Raw genomic sequence first — 19,477 nt, 5'->3', positions numbered from 1 at the left:
CAGCGTTCGTTCCGGTCCTGAGGGGAGCCAGAAAGCCAGATCGTAAGGAGGAGATTGGCGGCGAACGTGTGCATGGCGATTGTCATATTCCGCGTCAGTGCGACTGTAAAGGCTAGCAGTGTGCTAACGCATTCAGCCCCGTGGGTGAGCCTTTTGATAGCTCTCGAGCAGGCGATCGGTGTCGACGGCGGTATAGATCTGGGTGGTCGAGAGCGAGGCGTGGCCCAGCAATTCCTGAATGGCTCTGAGGTCGCCACCACGCCCGAGAAGATGGGTGGCAAAGGAATGGCGCAGGGCATGCGGCGTCGCCGAAGGCGGCAGTCCAAGGGCCGAGCGCAGCTGCACAACCCGCATCTGGATCAGCCGCGGCGACAGCACGCCGCCCCGCACCCCGCGGAACAGCGGCTCATCGGGCGCTGATTTGAAGGGGCTAAGGCTGAGGTACAGCTCGATGGAGCGGCGCACCGCCTCGATCAGCGGCACCAACCTTATCTTGCCGCCCTTGCCATTGACGCGAATGGCCGTGCCTTCCAGATCGCCTCGGGTCACCGCCAGGGCTTCGGCAATACGCAGTCCCGCGCCATAGCAGAGCGAGAGCACCGCCATGTCGCGCGCCGCGACCCAGGGGCGGTCCTCCATCTCTTCCGTTGCCGAAATGGTGGCACGCGCCTCGATCACGGTCAGCGCCTTGGGCAGGGACTTGGCCAGTTTTGGCGTGCGGATCACGTTGAGCGCCTCGGTCGCCACCACGCCCTCGCGCTCCATGAAGCGGAAGAAAGATTTGAGCGCTGACAATACTCTGGCAAGCGAGCGCGAGCCCAGGGTCTCATTGCGGCGCTGGGCCATGAAGGCGCGAATATCGCCACCGCGCAATTCCCTGAGCGTCGCCAGCGTCACCGGTCCGCCGGTATGTCCGGCGAGAAATCCGAGGAACTGGCTGAGATCGCGTCTATAGGCTTCGAGCGTATTGTCGGCGAGCCGCCGCACGGAGCCGAGCTCGCGCTGCCAGGCGGCAATCTGGGCGCGGATGAAGTCATCGGTGGCAAAAGCTGAGTCGACCATGCCCCCAGTCTGCCCCCGCCGCGTGAAGCTGACATTAACGCATATCGTTTACCATGGGGCTAAGTGTTGCGCTCTTGCATCACTGGTGCTGCAGCGGCGCAGACAGGGGGACACGCTGGCGTGACCTGCCTAGCGAGCGCCGCAATTGGCGCGATAAGGCGAGGGTATGAAACGGTTGTCGTCCATATTGATGCTGGTGCTCGCCATTGTGGCGCTATCCGGCCCGAGCTTCGGAATGGGGTTTGGGCTGCATGGCGTGCCGCAACACGGCCATAGCGTGACCAGCAAAGATGGCCACGCCGCCTTCGTGTGGAAATGCAAGGAGCTGGGCGGCAAGCGCGTCATGCCATGCCACCCCGATCTTGGCGTTCTGGTGCCTGCACTTGCCAGCGCGCCGCCAAGTCTTTCCGCCCGCTCTGTCGTGCGCATTGTTCCCCTGGCGAGGGGGCAGTCACCGACCGCCGAGCTGCCGCCTCCGAGGCTGGGCTGAGTCCATCTCACTCGCCCGCATCTGTTCCGACGGCCACTGAGGCCGCACCAAGAAAGCTTTTGTCATGACTCTTCCTATCCTTGGCCGCCGCCAGTTCCTGGTGGGCGGTGCGAGCCTTTCGGCTTTGGCGCTGGCCGGTTGCGCCACCACAGCCACCCAGCCGCGCATGGTGCCCGTCGCCGAGACGCGCCATCCTGTGCCGCCTGAAGTGCAGATGATGTATGGCCCGATCTATGACGAGCCCTTCCCGCTGCGCGCTGCCGATATGTCGCTGGTTGACCCCATCTACTGGCGCCAGCAGGTGATCGATCCGACCGGCGAAAAGCCCGGTACCGTGGTCGTCGATACGCCAAACCGCTTCCTCTACCACGTCGGCCAGGATGGCCTTGCCACCCGCTATGGTGTTGGTATTGGCCGTGCCGGCTATGCTTGGTCGGGCCGCGCTCACATCGCCTACAAGCGCGAGTGGCCACGCTGGACCCCACCATCCGAGATGATTGAACGCCAGCCCGAGCTGGAACAGTATCGTCGCGGCATGGAGCCAAGCATCGACAATCCGCTGGGTGCGCGCACGCTCTATATCCATCAGGGCAATGTCGACACCATCTACCGTATTCACGGCAATCCCGACGAACGTTCGATCGGTCAGGCTGTGTCGAGCGGTTGCGTGCGTCTGCTGCAGCAGGACATTATCCATCTGCACGATGCGGTACGAGTCGGCTCGACGCTGGTCGTGATCTGACCGCTGTCGCTTTGGCAGAATCACTTGCGCCCGTTACGGTCTGATGCGAACAGAACGGGCACAAATGGAACACCGTCCAGACATCGTCGCCGTCATGGTGGGGGTGGCCGTCGAAGGCCCCTACAGCTACCGCGTGCCTGCCGGAATGGCGGTGGTGCGCGGCTCCATCGTTGCCGTGCCGCTGGGACCGCGCCTGACGCTGGGCGTGGTCTGGGGGCCGCCCAAGGACATGGTGGCGCATAACCGGCTGCGCGATATCGCGATGGCCTATGATGTGCCTCCGCTCAGCGAGGAATTGCTCAAGCTGGTCGAATGGGTGGCGCGGTATACGCTGGCGCCACCGGGACAGGTGTTGCGCGCCGTGCTGCGCTCGAGCGAAGCGCTCGATACGCCCAAACCCGTCATTGCCTATCGCCGCACGGGCCGCGATCCGGAAAAGCTCACCCCGGCGCGGCTGCGGGTGCTCGATGTCTTGATGGACGAGATGGCTTGGCCCAAGGCTGCGCTCATCGGCGCCTCGGGTGTGTCGGCCTCGGTCATCGAGGGGCTGGAGCGGGCAGGGGCGGTGGAGCGTCTGGAAATGGCCGCGCCGCCCATCGTGCTGCCGCCCGATCCCGACGCGGCAATTGCCAAACTCAGTCCGGAACAACAGGCCGCTCTGGCGCAGATTTCGGCGCTCGATCCGCACAAGTTCGGCGTCGCGCTACTCGATGGCGTCACCGGCGGTGGCAAGACCGAGGTGTTCTTCGAGGCGGTGGCGGAAACGCTGCGGGCGGGCCGGCAGGCGTTGATCCTGCTGCCTGAAATTGCCCTGACCCACACTTTCCTCGATCGTTTTACGCGCCGCTTTGGCACACGCCCGGCGGAATGGCATTCCGAAATGACGCCGGTGCAGCGCGGCAGGGTTTGGCGTGGCGTGCTCGACGGCACAGTGCGGGCGGTGGTTGGCGCGCGCTCGGCGCTGTTCCTGCCGTTTCGCGAGCTGGGCATGCTGGTGCTCGATGAAGAGCACGACGGTGCCTACAAGCAGTCGGAGGGGGTCAATTATCATGCTCGCGACATGGCGGTGGTGCGGGCCCATCTCGCCAATGCGCGGGTGATTCTGTCCTCAGCGACGCCGTCGGTGGAAACACGCAACAATGCCAATGGCGGGCGCTATGCCCATGTGATGCTGACGGCGCGCTTTGCCGAAGCCGCCATGCCCAATATCACCACCATCGACATGCGGGTGGATGGCCCGGAAAAGGGACAGTGGATCGCGCCGCAGCTGGCCCGTGAGGTGTTTTCGGCCATTGAGCGTGGCGAGCAGGCGCTGCTGTTTCTCAACCGACGCGGCTATGCGCCCCTGACCCTGTGCCGCTCCTGCGGTCATCAATATCAGTGTCCTGACTGTTCGGCCTGGATGGTCGAGCACCGCTTCCGCGGGGTGCTCATGTGCCACCATTGCGGGCATGAAGTGCGAACGCCCAAGGTCTGCAGCGCCTGTGGCGAGGCTGATGCGCTGATCGCGGTGGGTCCGGGCATCGAGCGCGTCGCCGAAGAGGCGGCCGCACGGTTTCCCGACGCGCGCCGGGTGATCCTCTCATCCGACATGGGCAGCAATGCCCAATTGCGCGACCGATTCTCCGAGATCGAGCGCGGTGAGTTTGACCTGATCATCGGCACGCAGCTGGTCTCCAAGGGGCACCATTTTGAAAAGCTATCGGTGGTTGGCGTGCTCGATGCGGATCTGGGCCTGGCGCATGGCGATCCGCGCGCGGGGGAAAAAACCTTCCAGATTTTGACCCAGGTGGCGGGCCGGGCCGGTCGCGCCTCCAAGACCGGCAAGGCGTTCCTTCAGACCTATCACCCCGACCACCCCGTGATGCGGGCCATGGTGACCGGGGATCGCGAGGCGTTTTATGCCCATGAACTGCAGGCCCGTGAGGCGGGGGGCTTGCCGCCATTCGGGCGGCTGGCGGCGCTGATCGTTTCGGCAAACGAGCATGATGTGGCGATGAACTACGCCAAGAAGCTGCTGTCGGCCGCACCGATGGCCGAAGGGGTGCGCCTGTTCGGGCCGGCCGATGCGCCGATCGCCATGGTGCGTGGTCGCCATCGCGTGCGGCTGCTCGCCCAGTCGGGCAAGGATTTCGATCTCTCCGGCTATGTCCGATTCTGGCTGGCATCAGCGGAAAAGGTCACCGGCAACCTGCGGGTGCAGGTCGATATCGACCCCATGAGCTTCATGTAGCGGCAAATCCCGTGTGCAGCGCGAAATATACAGGCCGAACAGTCGATTGACTGCATGTGTGTGCGGCGATTGCGGGGATGTGGCCACATCATGGCGCGCCAGACTTTGCACAGGCTAGACCCTGCGACACTTTCGCCGCATTTGAATCGCGCCCCCAAGCCTTGCAAGGCGCGCAAGGCTTGTGCTAGAGCGGGCCGGACTTTGAAGGGGCTCCGGATTTCCCCTTTTCCAGACCAGAACAAGCGTCAGCGAGCCCCCGGTTTTTCTTCAGGAATCGGGCGGTTGAGCAGGCAGGCAACCAAGAGGGTTATGCGGCATTGGCAGCGCAGAATTCAGTGCTTACCCACATCGCCCGGCCATATGCGTCGGCGTTGTTCGACCTTGCCGAGAGCGAGAACCAATTGGCATCGGTCGAGACGTCGCTTTCCGACGTCTCCCGCCTGATCGGGGAGAGCGCTGACTTTGCGAGCTTCCTGCGGTCGCCGGTGATCACCACCGACGAAAAGGCCAAGGCGCTCGATGCGCTGCTCGCCAAGTCCAAGACCAACGGTCTTGTGGCAAACGTCCTCCGCCTTATCGCCCGGAATGGCCGCCTGTTCGCACTCGACGCGATCATTGTGGCGTTCCGTGATCTGGCTGCGGCAGCGCGTGGTGAAGTCACCGCAGACGTGACCTCGGCGGCTCCGCTCAATGCCGACCAGGCAAAGGCGCTCGCAGAGACGCTCAAGGGCAAGATCGGCAAGACGGTCACGCTCAACCAATTCGTTGATCCCTCGCTGATCGGTGGCCTTCAGGTGAAGGTCGGTTCGCAGATGATCGACAGTTCACTCAAGACGAAATTGACCGCGATGAAGATCGCTATGAAAGAGGTCGGATAAATGGACATCAAAGCCGCGGAAATCTCTGCGATCCTCAAGGACCAGATCAAGAATTTCGGCCAGGAAGCCCAGGTTTCCGAAGTCGGTCAGGTGCTCTCCGTCGGTGACGGTATTGCCCGCGTTTACGGCCTCGACAATGTGCAGGCTGGTGAGCTCGTTGAGTTCCCAGGCGGCATCAAGGGCATGGCTCTGAACCTCGAAGCTGACAATGTCGGCGTCGTGATCTTCGGCAATGACCGTTCGATCAAGGAAGGTGACGTCGTCAAGCGCACCGGCGCCATCGTGGACACCCCAGTTGGCCGTGGCCTGCTTGGTCGCGTTGTCGACGGTCTGGGCAACCCGATCGACGGCAAGGGTCCAATCGAGCACACCGAACGTCGCCGCGTCGACGTCAAGGCGCCTGGCATTCTGCCACGCAAGTCCGTGCACGAGCCAATGTCGACCGGCCTCAAGGCCATCGACGCGCTGATCCCAATCGGCCGTGGCCAGCGCGAGCTGATCATTGGTGACCGTCAGACCGGTAAGTCGGCCATCATTCTGGACACCTTCCTCAACCAGAAGCCTGCCCACGACGCCAATGCGTCGGACACCGACAAGCTCTATTGCATCTACGTCGCAATCGGCCAGAAGCGCTCGACCGTCGCTCAGTTCGTGCGTCAGCTCGAAGAAGCCGGCGCGCTGCAGTACTCGATCGTGATCGCGGCTACCGCATCCGATCCAGCACCGCTCCAGTACATTGCGCCCTTCACCGGTTGCGCCATCGGCGAGTGGTTCCGTGACAATGGCCAGCATGCCGTTATCGCTTATGACGATCTGACCAAGCAGGCCGTTGCCTACCGTCAGATGTCGCTGCTGCTGCGTCGTCCACCAGGGCGCGAAGCTTACCCAGGCGACGTGTTCTACCTGCACTCCCGTCTGCTCGAGCGCGCTGCAAAGCTGAACGAAGACCACGGTCTGGGTTCGCTGACCGCGCTGCCCGTGATCGAGACCCAGGCCAACGACGTGTCGGCCTACATCCCGACCAACGTGATTTCGATCACCGACGGCCAGATCTTCCTCGAAACCAACCTCTTCTTCCAGGGTATCCGTCCAGCCGTGAACGTCGGTCTGTCGGTGTCCCGCGTGGGTGGTTCGGCTCAGATCAAGGCGATGAAGCAGGTTGCCGGTTCGCTTAAGGGCGAGCTCAGCCAGTACCGTGAAATGGCTGCGTTCGCGCAGTTTGGTTCGGACCTTGACGCTGCAACCCAGCGCCTGCTGAACCGCGGTGCACGCCTCACCGAGCTGCTCAAGCAGCCACAGTTCTCCCCGCTCAAGACGGAAGAACAGGTTGCGGTGATCTTCGCTGGTGCCAACGGCTACCTCGACTCGATCCCAGTGACCAAGGTTGCCGATTTCGAGAAGACCGTGCTGTCGGCTCTGCGTGGCAAGCATGCTGCGCTGCTGAACACGATCGCCACTGAAAAGGCTCTGAGCGACGACACCCGCGCCAAGCTGAAGTCGGCTCTTGACGAGATCAAGAAGACCTACGCGGCGTAATGAAGTAGTCGCGTGACATAAGGCGGAAGGGTTCTCCCTTTCGCCGGTCACGCTCCGAAGGCCCCATAAGGAGCGCACAGCACCATGCCGTCGCTAAAGGACCTCAAGAACCGGATCGACTCGGTCAAATCGACCCAGAAGATCACCAAGGCCATGCAGATGGTCGCAGCTGCCAAGCTGCGCCGCGCACAGGACGCAGCGGAAGCTGCACGCCCCTATGCCGAGCGTATGGGCAAGGTTCTGGCCGCGCTTGGCGCGGTGTATGAAGGGCAGACCAATGCCCCTGTGCTGCTTGGCGGTACAGGCAAGGATCAGGTGCATCTGCTGGTCGTTGCGACCGGCGAGCGTGGCTTGGCCGGTGGTTTCAACTCTTCGATCGCCCGTCTCGCTCGCGAGCATGCTGCAAAGCTGCTCAGCCAGGGTAAGACGGTCAAGATCCTGACCGTGGGCCGCAAGGGCCACGACATTCTGCGCCGTCAGTATCCAGAGCTGATCGTGGACACCTTCAACTTCCGCGAAGTCAAGCAGGTCGGGTTTACCCAGGCCCAGCAGGTTGCGGACAAGGTGCTGTCGATGTTCGCCGCTGGTGAATTTGACGTCGCGACCCTGTTCTTTGCCAAGTTCGGCAGCGTGATCAGCCAGGTGCCAACCGCCCAGCAGATCATTCCGGCGAAGCTGGAACGGCCAGAGGGTGAGGGCGCTGTTGCTGCCTCCACCGTGCCTTACGAATATGAGCCAAGCGAAGAAGCGATCGTCGAAGACCTGCTGCCGCGCAATATTGCGGTTCAGGTGCTGCGTGCGCTGCTGGAAAACAGCGCTTCGTTCTACGGCGCGCAGATGTCCGCAATGGACAATGCGACCCGTAACGCCGGCGAAATGATCGGACAGCTGCAGCTGAGCTATAACCGCCAGCGCCAGGCCCAGATCACCAAAGAACTCATCGAAATCATCTCGGGCGCGGAAGCGCTCTAACGCATAGCGAGGACGAACAAATGGCAGACAAAAAGGCCGGTCGCGTATCGCAGGTCATCGGCGCCGTCGTCGACGTCGTGTTCGACGATCACCTGCCCGCGATTCTCAACGCGCTTGAGACCTACAACAATGGCCAGCGTCTGGTCCTTGAAGTGGCTCAGCACCTTGGCGAAAACGCAGTGCGTACCATCGCTATGGACACCACTGAAGGTCTCGTTCGCGGCGCCGAAGTGATCGATCTGGGCACCGCTATCCGCGTGCCCGTTGGCGAAGCGACCCTGGGCCGCATCATGAACGTGATCGGCGAGCCAATCGACGAAGCCGGCCCGATCGGTGAAACCGATACCCGCGAGATCCACCAGGACGCACCAAGCTTTGCCGAGCAGAACCCAGAATCGCAAGTTCTGGTCACCGGCATCAAGGTCGTTGACCTGATCGCTCCATACGCACGTGGCGGCAAGATCGGCCTGATGGGCGGCGCCGGCGTGGGCAAGACCGTTCTGATCCAGGAACTGATCAACAACGTCGCCAAGGCGCACGGTGGTTATTCGGTGTTCGCTGGCGTGGGTGAACGCACCCGCGAAGGCAACGACCTGTATCACGAAATGATCGAATCGGGCGTGAACAAGGATCCTGCAGCGAACAATGGTTCGTCGGCCGGTTCCAAGTGCGCTCTCGTGTTCGGCCAGATGAACGAGCCCCCAGGTGCCCGCGCTCGCGTGGCTCTCACCGGTCTGACCGTTGCTGAGAACTTCCGTGACCAGGGCCAGGACGTGCTGTTCTTCGTGGACAACATCTTCCGCTTTACCCAGGCTGGCGCTGAAATGTCGGCACTGCTGGGTCGTATCCCATCTGCCGTGGGTTATCAGCCAACGCTGGCAACCGACATGGGCCAGATGCAGGAACGCATCACCACCACGAACAAGGGTTCGATCACGTCCGTGCAGGCCGTGTACGTGCCCGCCGACGATTTGACCGATCCGGCACCAGCCACTTCGTTCGCTCACTTTGACGCCGTGACGGTTCTGAACCGTGCGATCTCGGAAAAGGGTATCTACCCAGCTGTGGATCCGCTGGCTTCGAACTCGCGTATTCTCGATGCCAACGTTGTTGGCCAGGAGCACTACGAAGTTGCCCGCAAGGTTCAGGAAGTGCTGCAGAAGTACAAGGCGCTGCAGGACATCATCGCGATCCTGGGCATGGACGAGCTTTCCGAAGAGGACAAGCTGGTCGTGGCCCGTGCCCGCAAGATCGAGCGCTTCATGAGCCAGCCGTTCGACGTGGCTGAAGTGTTCACCGGTTCGCCAGGCGTGTTCGTGCAGCTCGAAGACACCATCAAGGGCTTCAAGGGCCTGGTGGCTGGCGAGTACGATCACCTGCCAGAAGCAGCCTTCTACATGGTCGGCACCATCGAAGATGCCGTCAAGAAGGCACAGAAGCTGGCCGCTCAGGCAGCCTAAGCTTTCCAATATCCGGGTCTGCCGTGCGCGGCAGGCCCTTCTCCTTCCTTAAGGGACCAAGAACATGGCTGAAGGCCTCAAGATCGAGATTGTGTCGCCCGAGCGGCTGGTGCTGTCGGAAGTCGTGACCTCGGTGACGGTACCGGGCACCGAAGGCTACTTCACCGTGATGTTCGACCATGCGCCGTTCATGACGACGCTGCGTCCCGGTTTCATCACCGTGAATGGCCTGAACGGCCGTGACGAGATTTTCTTCGTCAAGGGTGGCTTTGCCGACGTATCGCCAGAAGGTCTGACCATTCTGGCCGAGCAGTCTGCGCCATATTCCGAATTCGACCACGCGGACCTGGCAGCCCAGATCAAGGCTGCTGAAGCGGAACTGGCCTCGGCGGCAACGCCAGAAGCCAAGTCCTACGCGCAGGAATTCGTCAGCGGCCTTTTGAACCTGGCTCTCGAAGCCGGTCAGCTCAACGGGGCCCACGTCCACTAACCCCGGACGAAAAGCAATTTCAAAACCCCGCTGGCAGTGCCGGCGGGGTTTTTTGTTTGTGGGGTGCAACGTCCAGCTCGACTCTCTTAGTCGTCACCCTCGGGCGCGACCCGAGGGCGTTTCTTAAGTCTGGGAAGCGAAGAACCGGAGGATGACCAACCAGATGGCGGGCCTTAAGCCAGCGCTGCCGAAACCAGGGCCTTGGCGTGGAGATCGGTCGTGTCATAGACCGGGATGGGGCTGTTGGAATCGTCGATCAGCATGGCAATCTCGGTGCACCCAAGAATCACCGCTTCCGCCCCGCGCGCCTGCAGCCGCTCGATGGCGGTGACATAGGTGCGGCGGGATTCCTCGCGCACGATGCCCCGGCACAGTTCCTCGTAGATAATCCCATTGAGATTCGTTCGATCGATCTCGGGAACCAGTACGGCGAGGCCCCGTGATTCGAGCCGCTCGCGATAGAACGGCAACTCCATGGTGAAGCGGGTGCCCAGGAGGCCGACGGTTTTAAAGCCGTCGCCGAGCAGCGCGTCGCTGGTCGGATCACCAATATGCACGAAGGGGATATTGAGCCCTGCCGTAATGATGTCGGCAACGATGTGCATGGTGTTGGTGGCAAGGCCGACGACCTCGGCCCCGGCCTTCTCGAGGCCCTTTGCAATCTCAGCCAACTGCCGGCCCGCGCCCTCCCAGTCACCCGCAGACTGCATTTCGGCAATCGGGGCGAAGTCGACCGAGTGAACGATCAATGGCGCAGAGTGCAGGCCGCCAAGGCGGGCCGCGGTTTCTTGATTGATGACGCGGTAATAGTGGGCCGTTGATTCCCAGCTCATGCCGCCGATAAGACCGATGGTTCGCATTAGTCCTAGATAAACCGCTCCGGGATATCGCGGAAGGCCTCGACGATTTTTTCGTAGGCCTGCTTTTTGAACGCGACGATCAGGTCGGGTGTATTGCCCAGCTTTTCCCAGCGCCAGGCATCGAACTCGGCGGGGAACTTGCCGCCACCGGGTGCAGTGACATTGATTTCGCTCTCATGGCCGGTAAAGGCAAAGGCGAACCAACGCTGGCGCTGCCCACGATACTTGCCCTTGAGCGCAATGCCGAGCGCTTCATCGGGGAGATCATAGTAGATCCACTCTGGGGCCTCAGCGAGCAGGCTCACAGAGGTGATATTGGTTTCTTCGTGCAGTTCCCGCAGCGCGGCCTTCAGCGGGTCCTCGCCCTTGTCTATGCCACCCTGCGGCATCTGCCAGGGCGCATCAACCTCGGAGGTGTCGTCCGAGTTGTCATCGGCCTTGCGTCGACCGATGAAGACCTCACCCTGCTGGTTGAAGACGGCGACGCCAACGCAGTCGCGATAGGGCAGGGTTTCACGATCGACCATGGCACTGAATCTCTATTTCATCAGGGCACTGGCCGGGACCAGCACGATGCCCTTGGCTGCAAGTTCATTGGCCCATTCGGTCACCGCAGTGACGGAGATAGGCAATGCACTGACAATACCGATTGCCTGGCCATTCTCCATCGCCTTTGTCTCAAGGCTGGCAAGCGCTGCCAGAATGGATGCCCGCGACGGATTGGTGTCGATCATCGTATCAGCGCGCGAAAACGGCACCTTGTTATTGGCCGCCAGCTGCGGCGCTACCGAGCGATTGGACGAGCCATCGTCGATATAGCCCAGACCGCGTGCGCCGAGTTCTTCCATGATGGGGGAAAAGTCTGCGGCCGATGCGGTGAAGCGCGCGCCCATATTGTTGATAATGCCGGCATAGCCGCCAAACCGCGACATCAGCCAGAACAACTTGTCGATATTGGCGCGGGGCGCGTCGCCGGTCAGCAGCGTCTGCGGGCCAGGGTCGTTCTGTGGATAGTCAAACGGCTCCAGCGGCACTTCGAGCAGCACTTCGTGCCCATCGGCCCTGGCGGCCGAGACGGTCCGGTCCAGCGTCTTGCCATAGGGGGCAAAGGCCAATGTCACGTCTTCGGGCAGCTGGTCGATAGCGTCCATCGAGCCCTGCTCGTTGATGCCAAGGCCGGTGACGATGATGGCCACCATAGGTTTGCCGCTGGCCGCAGCAGCGCTGGCCGGGCGGGCATAGGCAGCAAAGGGCGTCAGGCCCGATGCGCCCATGCGCGGGATCGGACCATCGCTGGTTTCCTCGCTGAGGTCGGGCAGCGCGCCGTAGATATCGGGCAGGCCAGCAGCACCACTCCCGGTCGGTGCAATCGCCGCGACCGAGCCATCGGCGTTGTATTGCTGTGGGTCGGCGGTGATGGTGACGGGACCATTGGCGACCGCGCTGGCAACGGCATTGTTGCTGCGGGTTGAGGCGACCGAGGCCTCCTGGCTGGGACGACCGCCCTCGGGATCATCGACCAGGATGAGACGCAGCGCAAACGCGCCGCCGATGAGCGCCAGAAGGGCAAACAGACTGCGTGCAATGGGCAGGTGGCGCTTGGCGCCCGGCTTGCCCTTACGCCCGGTCAGCGGGGTGCTCAGATCATCGGCCATAGCTTATCTGTCCCGTGCCAATGGCGTCCAAAGAAAGGGGGCGAGGCAGCGAATCAGCCGCCTCGCCCCCACAATTTCATAACACAGCCAAACCGCTGATTACTCGGCCTTGGCAGGATAGGCCGGGTTGGTCTCTTTGCCGTCGATCAGGCCGATGGCGTATTGCAGCTGCGCATCGTCTGCCTTTTCGGCAGGGACATAGACGGAGGAACCAACCGTGGTTTCTTCCTGGCCTTCAATCTTGATGTGCCCGGCAAGACCGGCTTCACCAATGATCTCGTCACGACCCTGGAATTCAGGCGGAACGGTCTGCTTGATCTCGATATCAGGAGTGATGCCGAGGGCCTGGATCGACCGGTTGTTCGGCGTGTAGTAACGCGCAGTGGTCAGGCGCATGGCGCCATCGGGGCCAAGCGAGATGATCGACTGGACCGAACCCTTTCCGAACGAGCGCGTGCCCACGATGGTGGCGCGCTTGTGGTCCTGCAGGGCACCAGCGACGATTTCGGACGCGGAGGCCGAACCACCATTGATCAGCACGATCAGCGGCACGTCAGCGATCAGCGCATCGAGTGCGTCGGGCTGGGCGTCATAGCGGGCGCTTTCCTCGGCGATACGGCCACGGGTCAGCACAACCGCGCCCTGCTTGAGGAAGGCGTCGGCAACATAGACCGACTGATCGACCAGACCGCCTGGGTTGTTGCGCAGATCAAGGATGATGCCCTTGGGCGCCACGCCCTTACGCTCGGCATAAATGTCCTTGATGGCCTTCTGGATGCCGACAAAGGCCTGCTCGGAGAAGCGCGACAGACGGATCAGGGCGACGTCACCGGTGCCTTCTTCTGCGCCACCTTCCATCGACCAGCGCACGGCACGCATAGCAATCGTGGCGCGGGTCAGTTCGAAATCGATCGGATCGGGCACGCCTTCACGGACCACGGTGATCTTGACCGAGGTGCCGATCTTGCCGCGCATCTTGGCGACGGAATCGTCCAGGCTCTGGCCCTGAATGGAGGTGCCATCGATCTGCACGATCAAGTCATTGGCCAGAATGCCGGCCTTGGCGGCGGGGGTGTCGTCGATGGGCGAGACCACCTTGACCACACCATCTTCCATGGTGACTTCAATGCCCAGACCGCCGAACTCGCCCGAGATATCCTCGCGGGTGTCGTTGTAGTCGGTCGGCGGCAGATAGCCGGAATGGGGATCAAGCGAGGTCAGCATGCCCTGGATGGCGGCCCGGATCAGCTCCTGCTCATCTGGCGGATCGACATATTCGGCGCGGATGCGGTCGAAGATTTCGCCAAACAGGTTGAGGTCCGCATAGATCTCCAGCGGATCGCGCGGCTTGGCGGCGGATTCTTCGGCCGTTGGCTCTGGCGCTTCGCCACCCGGTGCGATGTCGGCCGGTGGGGCCTGATCCGGGTTCGGCAGGGGCGTTTCCTCGGCCGGTACAGGAGCGGGTTCTTCCTGCGCATAGAGCAGGGAACCCGGTGCCAGCAGGGCCAGCGTCACGGCAGCTGCGCGAAGGGTGGTAAAGCGCATCGGGGTTCTATCCAGTCTGTTGATTGGCGGCCCACCATCCGGTTGGGTCGACGGGCTGATTGTTATGGCGGAGTTCAATATAAAGGGTCGGCTGGTCGTTTCCAGCATTGGTGGTGACGGTGCGCCCACTTGTCCGTGATCCCATGGTGCCCAGGGGTTCACCCATCTGCACGAACTGGCCGATATCGACCGTCACGGAATCAAGCCCAGCCAGCAGGGTCGTGTAACTCTGCCCCGTATTGAGAATGATGATTTGGCCGTAATTGAGGTAAGGGCCCTTATACAGCACCCAGCCATCGGCTGGAGACACCACCTGCGCATCGGCGCGGGTGACCAGCGAAATGCCATGGCTGATGCCACCAAAGCCGTCGCTCGAGCCGTAATTGACCACATTGGTGCCATTGGCGGGAATGGTCAGATAGCCCTTGGCGGCGCTGAAGGGGATGCCGGGCTCGGTGCGTGCGCTGTTGGACAGCGCCAGATGCACGGCCTCAGGCGAGAGCTGGATCGCATTGGGATCGTTCGACGCGTCCGACGCGGCGGCCGCGGTCGAGACGGAGTTCACCCGCGATGAGAGTGCATCCACCAGTTCCTTGAGCGTGGTGGCGCGCGCGGCAAGGGCGACCGCTTCCTGCACCTCGGCATCCAGCTCGGCGGTGCGGACGCTGATCCCTTGCTTGCGGGCGGCAATCAGCGTCGCGATGCGCAGCTGCTCTTCTTCGAGCACAGAATGGTTGGCCTTGAGTGTCGCCTCTTCGGCGAGCGCGGCCGTCTTGATATCTGTCAGCGCCTTGAGGTCGGCGGTCACGGCGTCGGCCTTCGCGCGCAGTTGCGGGGCAATCGCTGCGATCAGAATGGCCGAACGAGCCGACCCCAGAGCGTCGTCGGGATCAACGATCAGCGCCGGAGGCGGATTGAGGGAGATGCGCTCGAGCGCGGCCAGCACATTGGCGATTTCCGCGTCGGCCCCGTCCAGACGTCCGCGCACTTCAAGCTCGGACACAATCAGCTCGGACAGACGGTCTTCGACGTCGGCGACCTCGATTTCGGCGAGCTTGACGCGCTGGGCGGCGGCGATCAGGGCGGCGTTCTGCTTGGTGCGATCGCCTTCGAGCTCGGCAATCTCGGCCTTGAGTTGGTCGATGCGCTCCTGGCTGAGATCGAGCGAGGCCTCAACCGTCGCCAAATCCTGCTCATTGGTCGTGGGCGCCGCAGCTGGCGCCGCCTCCGGCGTTACCGTCTCGGTCTGGGCGTGCAAGGGCAGGGCCGTTGCGCTGGCGAGGAGGGCCCCGGCCAGTATCAATCCCAGTTTCTTGCCCGGCCTCACTGCCATGACCACTCCAGCACGGGCCGCGCACCCGAATCATTGCGGGCCACCATAGCAAAGCGCCTGCAAACCACAGGTTAACGTTGCTTAACCATGATGTGATCGGTTCAGCCTAGTCGCCCCGGTGGTAGGGGTGCCCGGACAATATGGTGGTTGTGCGGTAAAGTTGTTCGGCCAGCATGATACGCACCAGTTGATGCGGCCACACCATGGGCGAAAAGCTCAGAACCAGATCGGCGGCCTGCACAAAGGCCGGGTCGATCCCGTCGGCGCCACCAATAATGAAGCTGGCGGCGGGGCGACCATCATCGCGCCAGCGGCCGATCTGTTTGGCAAAGGGTTCTGACCCGATAGATTTGCCGCGCTCATCGAGCGCCACGATGATGCCCTCGGGCAAGGCGGCGCGCAGCGCTTTAGCCTCGTCAGCCTTGCGGCTGGCCGAGGATGTGCTGCGCGATTCGGGGAGTTCAATAACGTCGAAGCCCGTCAGGGCCAGCGGCTTACCGCCGCCGATGGCGCGATCGAGATAGCGCGCCACCATTTCACGTTCAGGCCCGGCCTTCATCCGGCCAATGGCCGCGATGGTTATCCGCATGTCGCTGACTTAGTTGGCGTCAGCGGCGAAGTCAGCCTGCCACATCTTTTCGATGTTGTAGAACTCGCGCACTTCGGGGCGGAAGATGTGGACGATAACGTCGCCAGCATCGACCAGCACCCAGTCGCAATGGGGCAGGCCTTCAATGCGGGGCTTGCCAAAGCCGGCCTCACGCAGGGCATTCACCAGCTGGTCGGCAACGGCGCCGACATGGCGCTGGCTACGACCGGAGGTAACGACCATGTGGTCGGCGAGCGAGGACTTGCCGATGATGTCAACGGCAATGGTCTCCTCGGCCTTGGCATCGTCAAGGCATTCAAGGATCACGTCGATCATGGGGCGTTCCGCGGCGACCTTAGGGGCATCGGACGGGGTGATTGTGTTCTCGGGCAGCGAGGCCATTAGCAAAGGCCTTCCGCCCATGCGCGTGCATGGGTCATGCGAGGGATCAGCATCCTTGGTTGTTGATCGGAATGTGCAGGCGTCTTTTCAAACGGCAAGCAGTCAGTTCCTGTTCTGGTGACTATCATCACACACCACCAATATGCGCCTTTGGTGACACTTTCGCAAGATTGGGCGTCATTTTGGGTTACCATGTTGCCGTCTTGCCCTAATCGCCGATGAGGAGAGGGGGGATTGGCGGCCGTGAAGGTAGACCCAGGCGGGTGGTGGCAGCAGGGCGAGGCGGGTTGCGTCGTCCTCATCGACCCGGTAGCGCGACAGCGCCGAGGCCGCCTGCGAGACGGGCGCACGCCGACCGGAGCCGGGGCGGACATAGACCGCCATGGGCAGCATTTCGGCGATATCGCGCCAACGCTGCCAGCGGTGAAAATCCACCAGATTGTCCGCACCCATGATCCAGACGAAACGCCGGTCGGGCAGGGCAGTGGTTAGGAAGCGCAGCGTTTGCCACGTATAGGTAAAGCCGTGGGCGGCCTCAAACCCGGTGACGCGGACGCGCGGATTGTTGAGCAGCTTGCGGGCGGCGATCACGCGCTCAGCCAGCGGCGCCAGCTCCTTGTGGTCCTTGAGCGGATTGCCCGGCGTCACCAGCACCCAGATCATATCGAGATCGAGCCGGCGCAGCGTTTCCTCGATGACCAGTGCATGGCCCTCGTGGATCGGGTTGAAGCTCCCGCCGAAAAGCCCAATTCGCATTCCCGTCCCGGAGGGCGGCAATTCGGTAATACCTGGAATGCGGATGGGGTGGCGCAGGGTCAGTGTCAGGGTCTCGTCTGGCCGTTACCGCGAACGCGATATTTGAAACTGGTGAGTTGCTCGACGCCAACCGGGCCGCGCGCATGCATCTTGCCGGTGGCGATGCCGATTTCACCACCAAAGCCGAATTCGCCGCCATCGGCAAACTGCGTCGAAGCATTGTGCACGAGAATGGCGCTGTCGATCTGGTTGAAGAATTTCTCAACCGCCGCAGGATCCTCGGCGATGATCGCTTCGGTGTGGTGGCTGGAATAGGTCTCTATATGCGCGATTGCTGCCTCGAGGCTCTCGACGATCTTCACCGAGATGATCGCATCCTCGTATTCGGTGCGCCAATCCTGCTCGGTTGCTGGTTTGGCGGTCGGAATCAACGACATCACGGTCGCATCGCCGCGAATTTCACAGCCCTTGGCAATCAGCGCCTCGATAATGGGCTTGAGATGGGTCGTCACCACATCTTGGTGCACCAGCAGCGTTTCGGCAGCGCCACAAATCCCAGTGCGGCGCATCTTGGCGTTGAGCGTGACCGCCACAGCCTTTTCGAGGTCGGCCGATTTGTCGATATAGACGTGAACGATGCCTTCGAGGTGCGCAAAGACCGGCACGCGGGCCTCGTCCTGAACGCGCGCCACCAGCGTCTTGCCGCCGCGGGGCACGATGATGTCGATATTGCCGTTCAAGCCCTTGAGCATTTCGCCCACGGCGGCGCGGTCGGTGGTCGGCACCAGCTGCACGCATTCCACGGGCAGACCTGCCAGGTGCAGGCCATCCAGCATGCATTCAACGATAGCGTGGCTGGAGTGGAAGCTGTCGCTGCCGCCGCGCAGAATCACCGCATTGCCCGATTTGATGCAGAGCGCGCCGGCATCCGCCGTGACGTTGGGGCGCGACTCAAAGATGACGCCGATAACGCCAAGGGGTGTCCGCACGCGCTCGATGTGAAGCCCGTTGGGGCGGTCCCATTCGGCAATGGTGGCGCCGACCGGATCGGGCAGCTCGGCAATGGTTCTTACCGCGTCGATAATGCCATCGATGCGGGCATCGGTGAGTTCGAGACGGTCGAGAAAGGCCTTGGAAATGCCCTTGTCACGCGCCGCTTCCATATCCTTGGCATTGGCGGCCAGGATCTTCTTGCGGTGCGCATTGATGGCGCCAGCGGCCGTGATCAGCGCGGTCCGCTTCTGCTCGGGGCTGGCAATGGCCAGTGCCTTAGCGCCGATGCGCGCCTTTTGGCCCAGTTCGGCCATGATATCTGCGATGGAGCGATCAGCCTCAGCCAAGCTCATTGACGTCCTCCTTGGCGCCCACCAGCACCAGATTATCACGATGCACCAGAGCGGCGCGGTTGCCCACACCCAGAAGCTCCAGCACGGCGTCGCTGCGCTTGCCCATGACGAGCCGCGCTTCCTCGCTGTCGAGCCCGGCCAGGCCACGGGCGATTTCCACGCCGTCCTCATTGAGCACGGCAATGGCGTCGCCACGCTCGAACGAGCCTGTCACGCGCGTCACCCCAATGGGCAGCAGCGATTTGCCGGTGAGCAGGGCGCGGGCAGCGCCAGCGTCAATCTGCAGCCAGCCCGAGACCGCCAGCGTGCCCATGATCCAGCGCTTGCGCGCCTGTGCCCGGCTCTGGGCGGGATGGAACAGGGTATGGCGGCCGTCTTCGGTGAGGGCCCTGAGCGGATGGCTCTCGGTGCCCTTGGCGATGATCATGGCGGTCCCAGCCTGCGTCGCGATCTTGCCAGCTTCGACCTTGGTGGTCATCCCGCCGCGCGACAGATGGCTCGCCGCGCCGCCAGCCATGGCCTCGATGGCCGGGGTAATGGCCTTGACCACAGGCAGGTGGGTCGCATTGGGGTCTTTGGCAGGCGGGGCGGTATAGAGCCCGTCGATATCGCTCAGCAGCACAAGGCAATCGGCCTCGATCATGGTGGCGACGCGTGCCGACAGACGATCGTTGTCGCCATAACGGATTTCTGCCGTGGCGACGCTGTCGTTTTCGTTGATGATGGGGATGGCACCGAGACCCAGAAGGGTCGCAATCGTGGTGCGGGCATTGAGATAATAGCGCCGCTCTTCGGTGATGTTCGGCGTAATCAGGATTTGGCCGGTGACAATGTCGTGGCGGCCCAGCGCCTCGGCCCACGCCTGGGACAGAGCGATTTGTCCGGCGCTGGCAGCGGCCTGGGACTGTTCCAGTGTCAGCGCCACTGCCGAGAGCCCTAAAAGACCGCGCCCCAGCGCAATCGCCCCGGACGACACGATGACCACTTCGCAGCCATCTGCCTTCAATGCGGCAATGTCGGACGCCAGGTCGGCGAGCCATGCCGCACGCAGTTTTCCCTGCTTGTCGACAAGCAGGGCTGAGCCGATCTTGATGGTCAGGCGCTTATAGGGCGCAAGGGCGTTCATTT

General features: G+C 62.5%; 19 protein-coding genes. 8 read left to right on the top strand and 11 right to left on the bottom strand.

The window, feature by feature from the left end; all coding sequences use genetic code 11:
- Positions 1–132 precede the first annotated feature (132 nt).
- Positions 133–1,062 (bottom strand): tyrosine recombinase XerC, encoded by a 930-nt coding sequence (locus tag WH87_RS17975; protein ID WP_046139643.1) that lies wholly within the window; start codon positions 1,060–1,062, stop codon positions 133–135.
- A 166-nt stretch (positions 1,063–1,228) separates the two neighbouring features.
- Between WH87_RS17975 and WH87_RS17970 the strand changes: the two genes are divergently transcribed.
- From WH87_RS17970 to WH87_RS17935, 8 genes are all read left to right on the top strand, one after another.
- Positions 1,229–1,552 carry a hypothetical protein gene (locus WH87_RS17970; RefSeq protein ID WP_156458289.1) on the top strand — a complete coding sequence of 108 codons (324 nt, stop codon included), beginning with the start codon at positions 1,229–1,231 and terminating at the stop codon, positions 1,550–1,552.
- Positions 1,553–1,616: 64 nt separating this feature from the next.
- Positions 1,617–2,294: a L,D-transpeptidase gene (locus WH87_RS17965; protein WP_046139645.1), complete on the top strand. Its 678-nt coding sequence runs from the start codon at positions 1,617–1,619 to the stop codon at positions 2,292–2,294.
- A 64-nt stretch (positions 2,295–2,358) separates the two neighbouring features.
- Complete coding sequence (locus WH87_RS17960; protein ID WP_082092785.1) at positions 2,359–4,527, top strand: primosomal protein N'; 2,169 nt, start codon at positions 2,359–2,361, stop codon at positions 4,525–4,527.
- Between the two features lie 317 nt (positions 4,528–4,844).
- Positions 4,845–5,405: a F0F1 ATP synthase subunit delta gene (locus tag WH87_RS17955; RefSeq protein ID WP_046139647.1), complete on the top strand. Its 561-nt coding sequence runs from the start codon at positions 4,845–4,847 to the stop codon at positions 5,403–5,405.
- Complete coding sequence (atpA, locus tag WH87_RS17950) at positions 5,406–6,941, top strand: F0F1 ATP synthase subunit alpha (RefSeq protein WP_046139648.1); 1,536 nt, start codon at positions 5,406–5,408, stop codon at positions 6,939–6,941. It abuts the gene before it with no gap.
- Positions 6,942–7,025: 84 nt separating this feature from the next.
- The gene (locus WH87_RS17945) at positions 7,026–7,913 is read left to right on the top strand and encodes a F0F1 ATP synthase subunit gamma (protein WP_046139649.1); all 888 of its coding nucleotides are present in this window, start codon (positions 7,026–7,028) and stop codon (positions 7,911–7,913) included.
- A 20-nt stretch (positions 7,914–7,933) separates the two neighbouring features.
- Positions 7,934–9,373 carry a F0F1 ATP synthase subunit beta gene (gene atpD, locus WH87_RS17940; protein WP_046139650.1) on the top strand — a complete coding sequence of 480 codons (1,440 nt, stop codon included), beginning with the start codon at positions 7,934–7,936 and terminating at the stop codon, positions 9,371–9,373.
- Positions 9,374–9,437: 64 nt separating this feature from the next.
- Positions 9,438–9,863, top strand: a complete 426-nt coding sequence (locus tag WH87_RS17935; protein WP_046139651.1) for a F0F1 ATP synthase subunit epsilon — start codon at positions 9,438–9,440, stop codon at positions 9,861–9,863.
- Positions 9,864–10,036: 173 nt separating this feature from the next.
- Here the strand turns inward: WH87_RS17935 and WH87_RS17930 are convergent, their stop codons facing one another.
- From WH87_RS17930 to proB, 10 genes are all read right to left on the bottom strand, one after another.
- A complete protein-coding gene (locus WH87_RS17930) occupies positions 10,037–10,723 on the bottom strand; it encodes an aspartate/glutamate racemase family protein (RefSeq protein WP_046139652.1) in 687 nt (228 codons plus the stop codon).
- 5 nt (positions 10,724–10,728) lie between these two features.
- Complete coding sequence (locus WH87_RS17925; protein ID WP_046139653.1) at positions 10,729–11,250, bottom strand: RNA pyrophosphohydrolase; 522 nt, start codon at positions 11,248–11,250, stop codon at positions 10,729–10,731.
- A 12-nt stretch (positions 11,251–11,262) separates the two neighbouring features.
- Positions 11,263–12,378 (bottom strand): divergent polysaccharide deacetylase family protein, encoded by a 1,116-nt coding sequence (locus tag WH87_RS17920; RefSeq protein ID WP_046139654.1) that lies wholly within the window; start codon positions 12,376–12,378, stop codon positions 11,263–11,265.
- A gap of 99 nt (positions 12,379–12,477) precedes the next feature.
- A complete protein-coding gene (locus WH87_RS17915; RefSeq protein ID WP_052726512.1) occupies positions 12,478–13,923 on the bottom strand; it encodes a S41 family peptidase in 1,446 nt (481 codons plus the stop codon).
- A 7-nt stretch (positions 13,924–13,930) separates the two neighbouring features.
- Positions 13,931–15,256 carry a murein hydrolase activator EnvC family protein gene (locus WH87_RS17910; RefSeq protein WP_052726513.1) on the bottom strand — a complete coding sequence of 442 codons (1,326 nt, stop codon included), beginning with the start codon at positions 15,254–15,256 and terminating at the stop codon, positions 13,931–13,933.
- Positions 15,257–15,362: 106 nt separating this feature from the next.
- Positions 15,363–15,845 (bottom strand): 23S rRNA (pseudouridine(1915)-N(3))-methyltransferase RlmH, encoded by a 483-nt coding sequence (rlmH, locus tag WH87_RS17905; RefSeq protein WP_046139655.1) that lies wholly within the window; start codon positions 15,843–15,845, stop codon positions 15,363–15,365.
- A gap of 9 nt (positions 15,846–15,854) precedes the next feature.
- Entirely contained in the window at positions 15,855–16,247 is a 393-nt protein-coding gene (gene rsfS, locus WH87_RS17900; RefSeq protein WP_046139656.1) for a ribosome silencing factor, read from the bottom strand.
- Between the two features lie 177 nt (positions 16,248–16,424).
- Positions 16,425–17,024 carry a nicotinate-nucleotide adenylyltransferase gene (locus WH87_RS17895; RefSeq protein WP_342667193.1) on the bottom strand — a complete coding sequence of 200 codons (600 nt, stop codon included), beginning with the start codon at positions 17,022–17,024 and terminating at the stop codon, positions 16,425–16,427.
- Positions 17,025–17,068: 44 nt separating this feature from the next.
- Positions 17,069–18,349, bottom strand: a complete 1,281-nt coding sequence (locus WH87_RS17890; RefSeq protein ID WP_046139658.1) for a glutamate-5-semialdehyde dehydrogenase — start codon at positions 18,347–18,349, stop codon at positions 17,069–17,071.
- The gene (proB, locus tag WH87_RS17885; RefSeq protein WP_046139659.1) at positions 18,336–19,475 is read right to left on the bottom strand and encodes a glutamate 5-kinase; all 1,140 of its coding nucleotides are present in this window, start codon (positions 19,473–19,475) and stop codon (positions 18,336–18,338) included. The genes WH87_RS17890 and proB overlap by 14 nt, the downstream gene beginning before the upstream one ends.
- Between the last annotated feature and the right edge of the window lie 2 nt (positions 19,476–19,477).

It is taken from the genome of Devosia epidermidihirudinis (genome assembly GCF_000971295.1).
In the GTDB taxonomy this organism is placed as follows: Bacteria; Pseudomonadota; Alphaproteobacteria; order Rhizobiales; family Devosiaceae; genus Devosia; species Devosia epidermidihirudinis.
The sequence above is the reverse complement of the archived record's forward strand: the minus strand, read 5'-3'. Positions and strand labels throughout refer to the sequence as shown.

Coding starts and splice junctions, on each gene's coding strand:
- rsfS (WP_046139656.1), bottom strand. CDS start 16,247: ATGGCCTCGCTGCCCGAGAACACAATCACCCCGTCCGATGCCCCTAAG.
- WH87_RS17960 (WP_082092785.1), top strand. CDS start 2,359: ATGGAACACCGTCCAGACATCGTCGCCGTCATGGTGGGGGTGGCCGTC.
- rlmH (WP_046139655.1), bottom strand. CDS start 15,845: ATGCGGATAACCATCGCGGCCATTGGCCGGATGAAGGCCGGGCCTGAA.
- WH87_RS17890 (WP_046139658.1), bottom strand. CDS start 18,349: ATGAGCTTGGCTGAGGCTGATCGCTCCATCGCAGATATCATGGCCGAA.
- WH87_RS17930 (WP_046139652.1), bottom strand. CDS start 10,723: ATGCGAACCATCGGTCTTATCGGCGGCATGAGCTGGGAATCAACGGCC.
- WH87_RS17970 (WP_156458289.1), top strand. CDS start 1,229: ATGAAACGGTTGTCGTCCATATTGATGCTGGTGCTCGCCATTGTGGCG.
- WH87_RS17925 (WP_046139653.1), bottom strand. CDS start 11,250: ATGGTCGATCGTGAAACCCTGCCCTATCGCGACTGCGTTGGCGTCGCC.
- atpD (WP_046139650.1), top strand. CDS start 7,934: ATGGCAGACAAAAAGGCCGGTCGCGTATCGCAGGTCATCGGCGCCGTC.
- WH87_RS17920 (WP_046139654.1), bottom strand. CDS start 12,378: ATGGCCGATGATCTGAGCACCCCGCTGACCGGGCGTAAGGGCAAGCCG.
- WH87_RS17910 (WP_052726513.1), bottom strand. CDS start 15,256: ATGGCAGTGAGGCCGGGCAAGAAACTGGGATTGATACTGGCCGGGGCC.
- WH87_RS17965 (WP_046139645.1), top strand. CDS start 1,617: ATGACTCTTCCTATCCTTGGCCGCCGCCAGTTCCTGGTGGGCGGTGCG.
- proB (WP_046139659.1), bottom strand. CDS start 19,475: ATGAACGCCCTTGCGCCCTATAAGCGCCTGACCATCAAGATCGGCTCA.
- WH87_RS17975 (WP_046139643.1), bottom strand. CDS start 1,062: ATGGTCGACTCAGCTTTTGCCACCGATGACTTCATCCGCGCCCAGATT.
- atpA (WP_046139648.1), top strand. CDS start 5,406: ATGGACATCAAAGCCGCGGAAATCTCTGCGATCCTCAAGGACCAGATC.
- WH87_RS17935 (WP_046139651.1), top strand. CDS start 9,438: ATGGCTGAAGGCCTCAAGATCGAGATTGTGTCGCCCGAGCGGCTGGTG.
- WH87_RS17945 (WP_046139649.1), top strand. CDS start 7,026: ATGCCGTCGCTAAAGGACCTCAAGAACCGGATCGACTCGGTCAAATCG.
- WH87_RS17915 (WP_052726512.1), bottom strand. CDS start 13,923: ATGCGCTTTACCACCCTTCGCGCAGCTGCCGTGACGCTGGCCCTGCTG.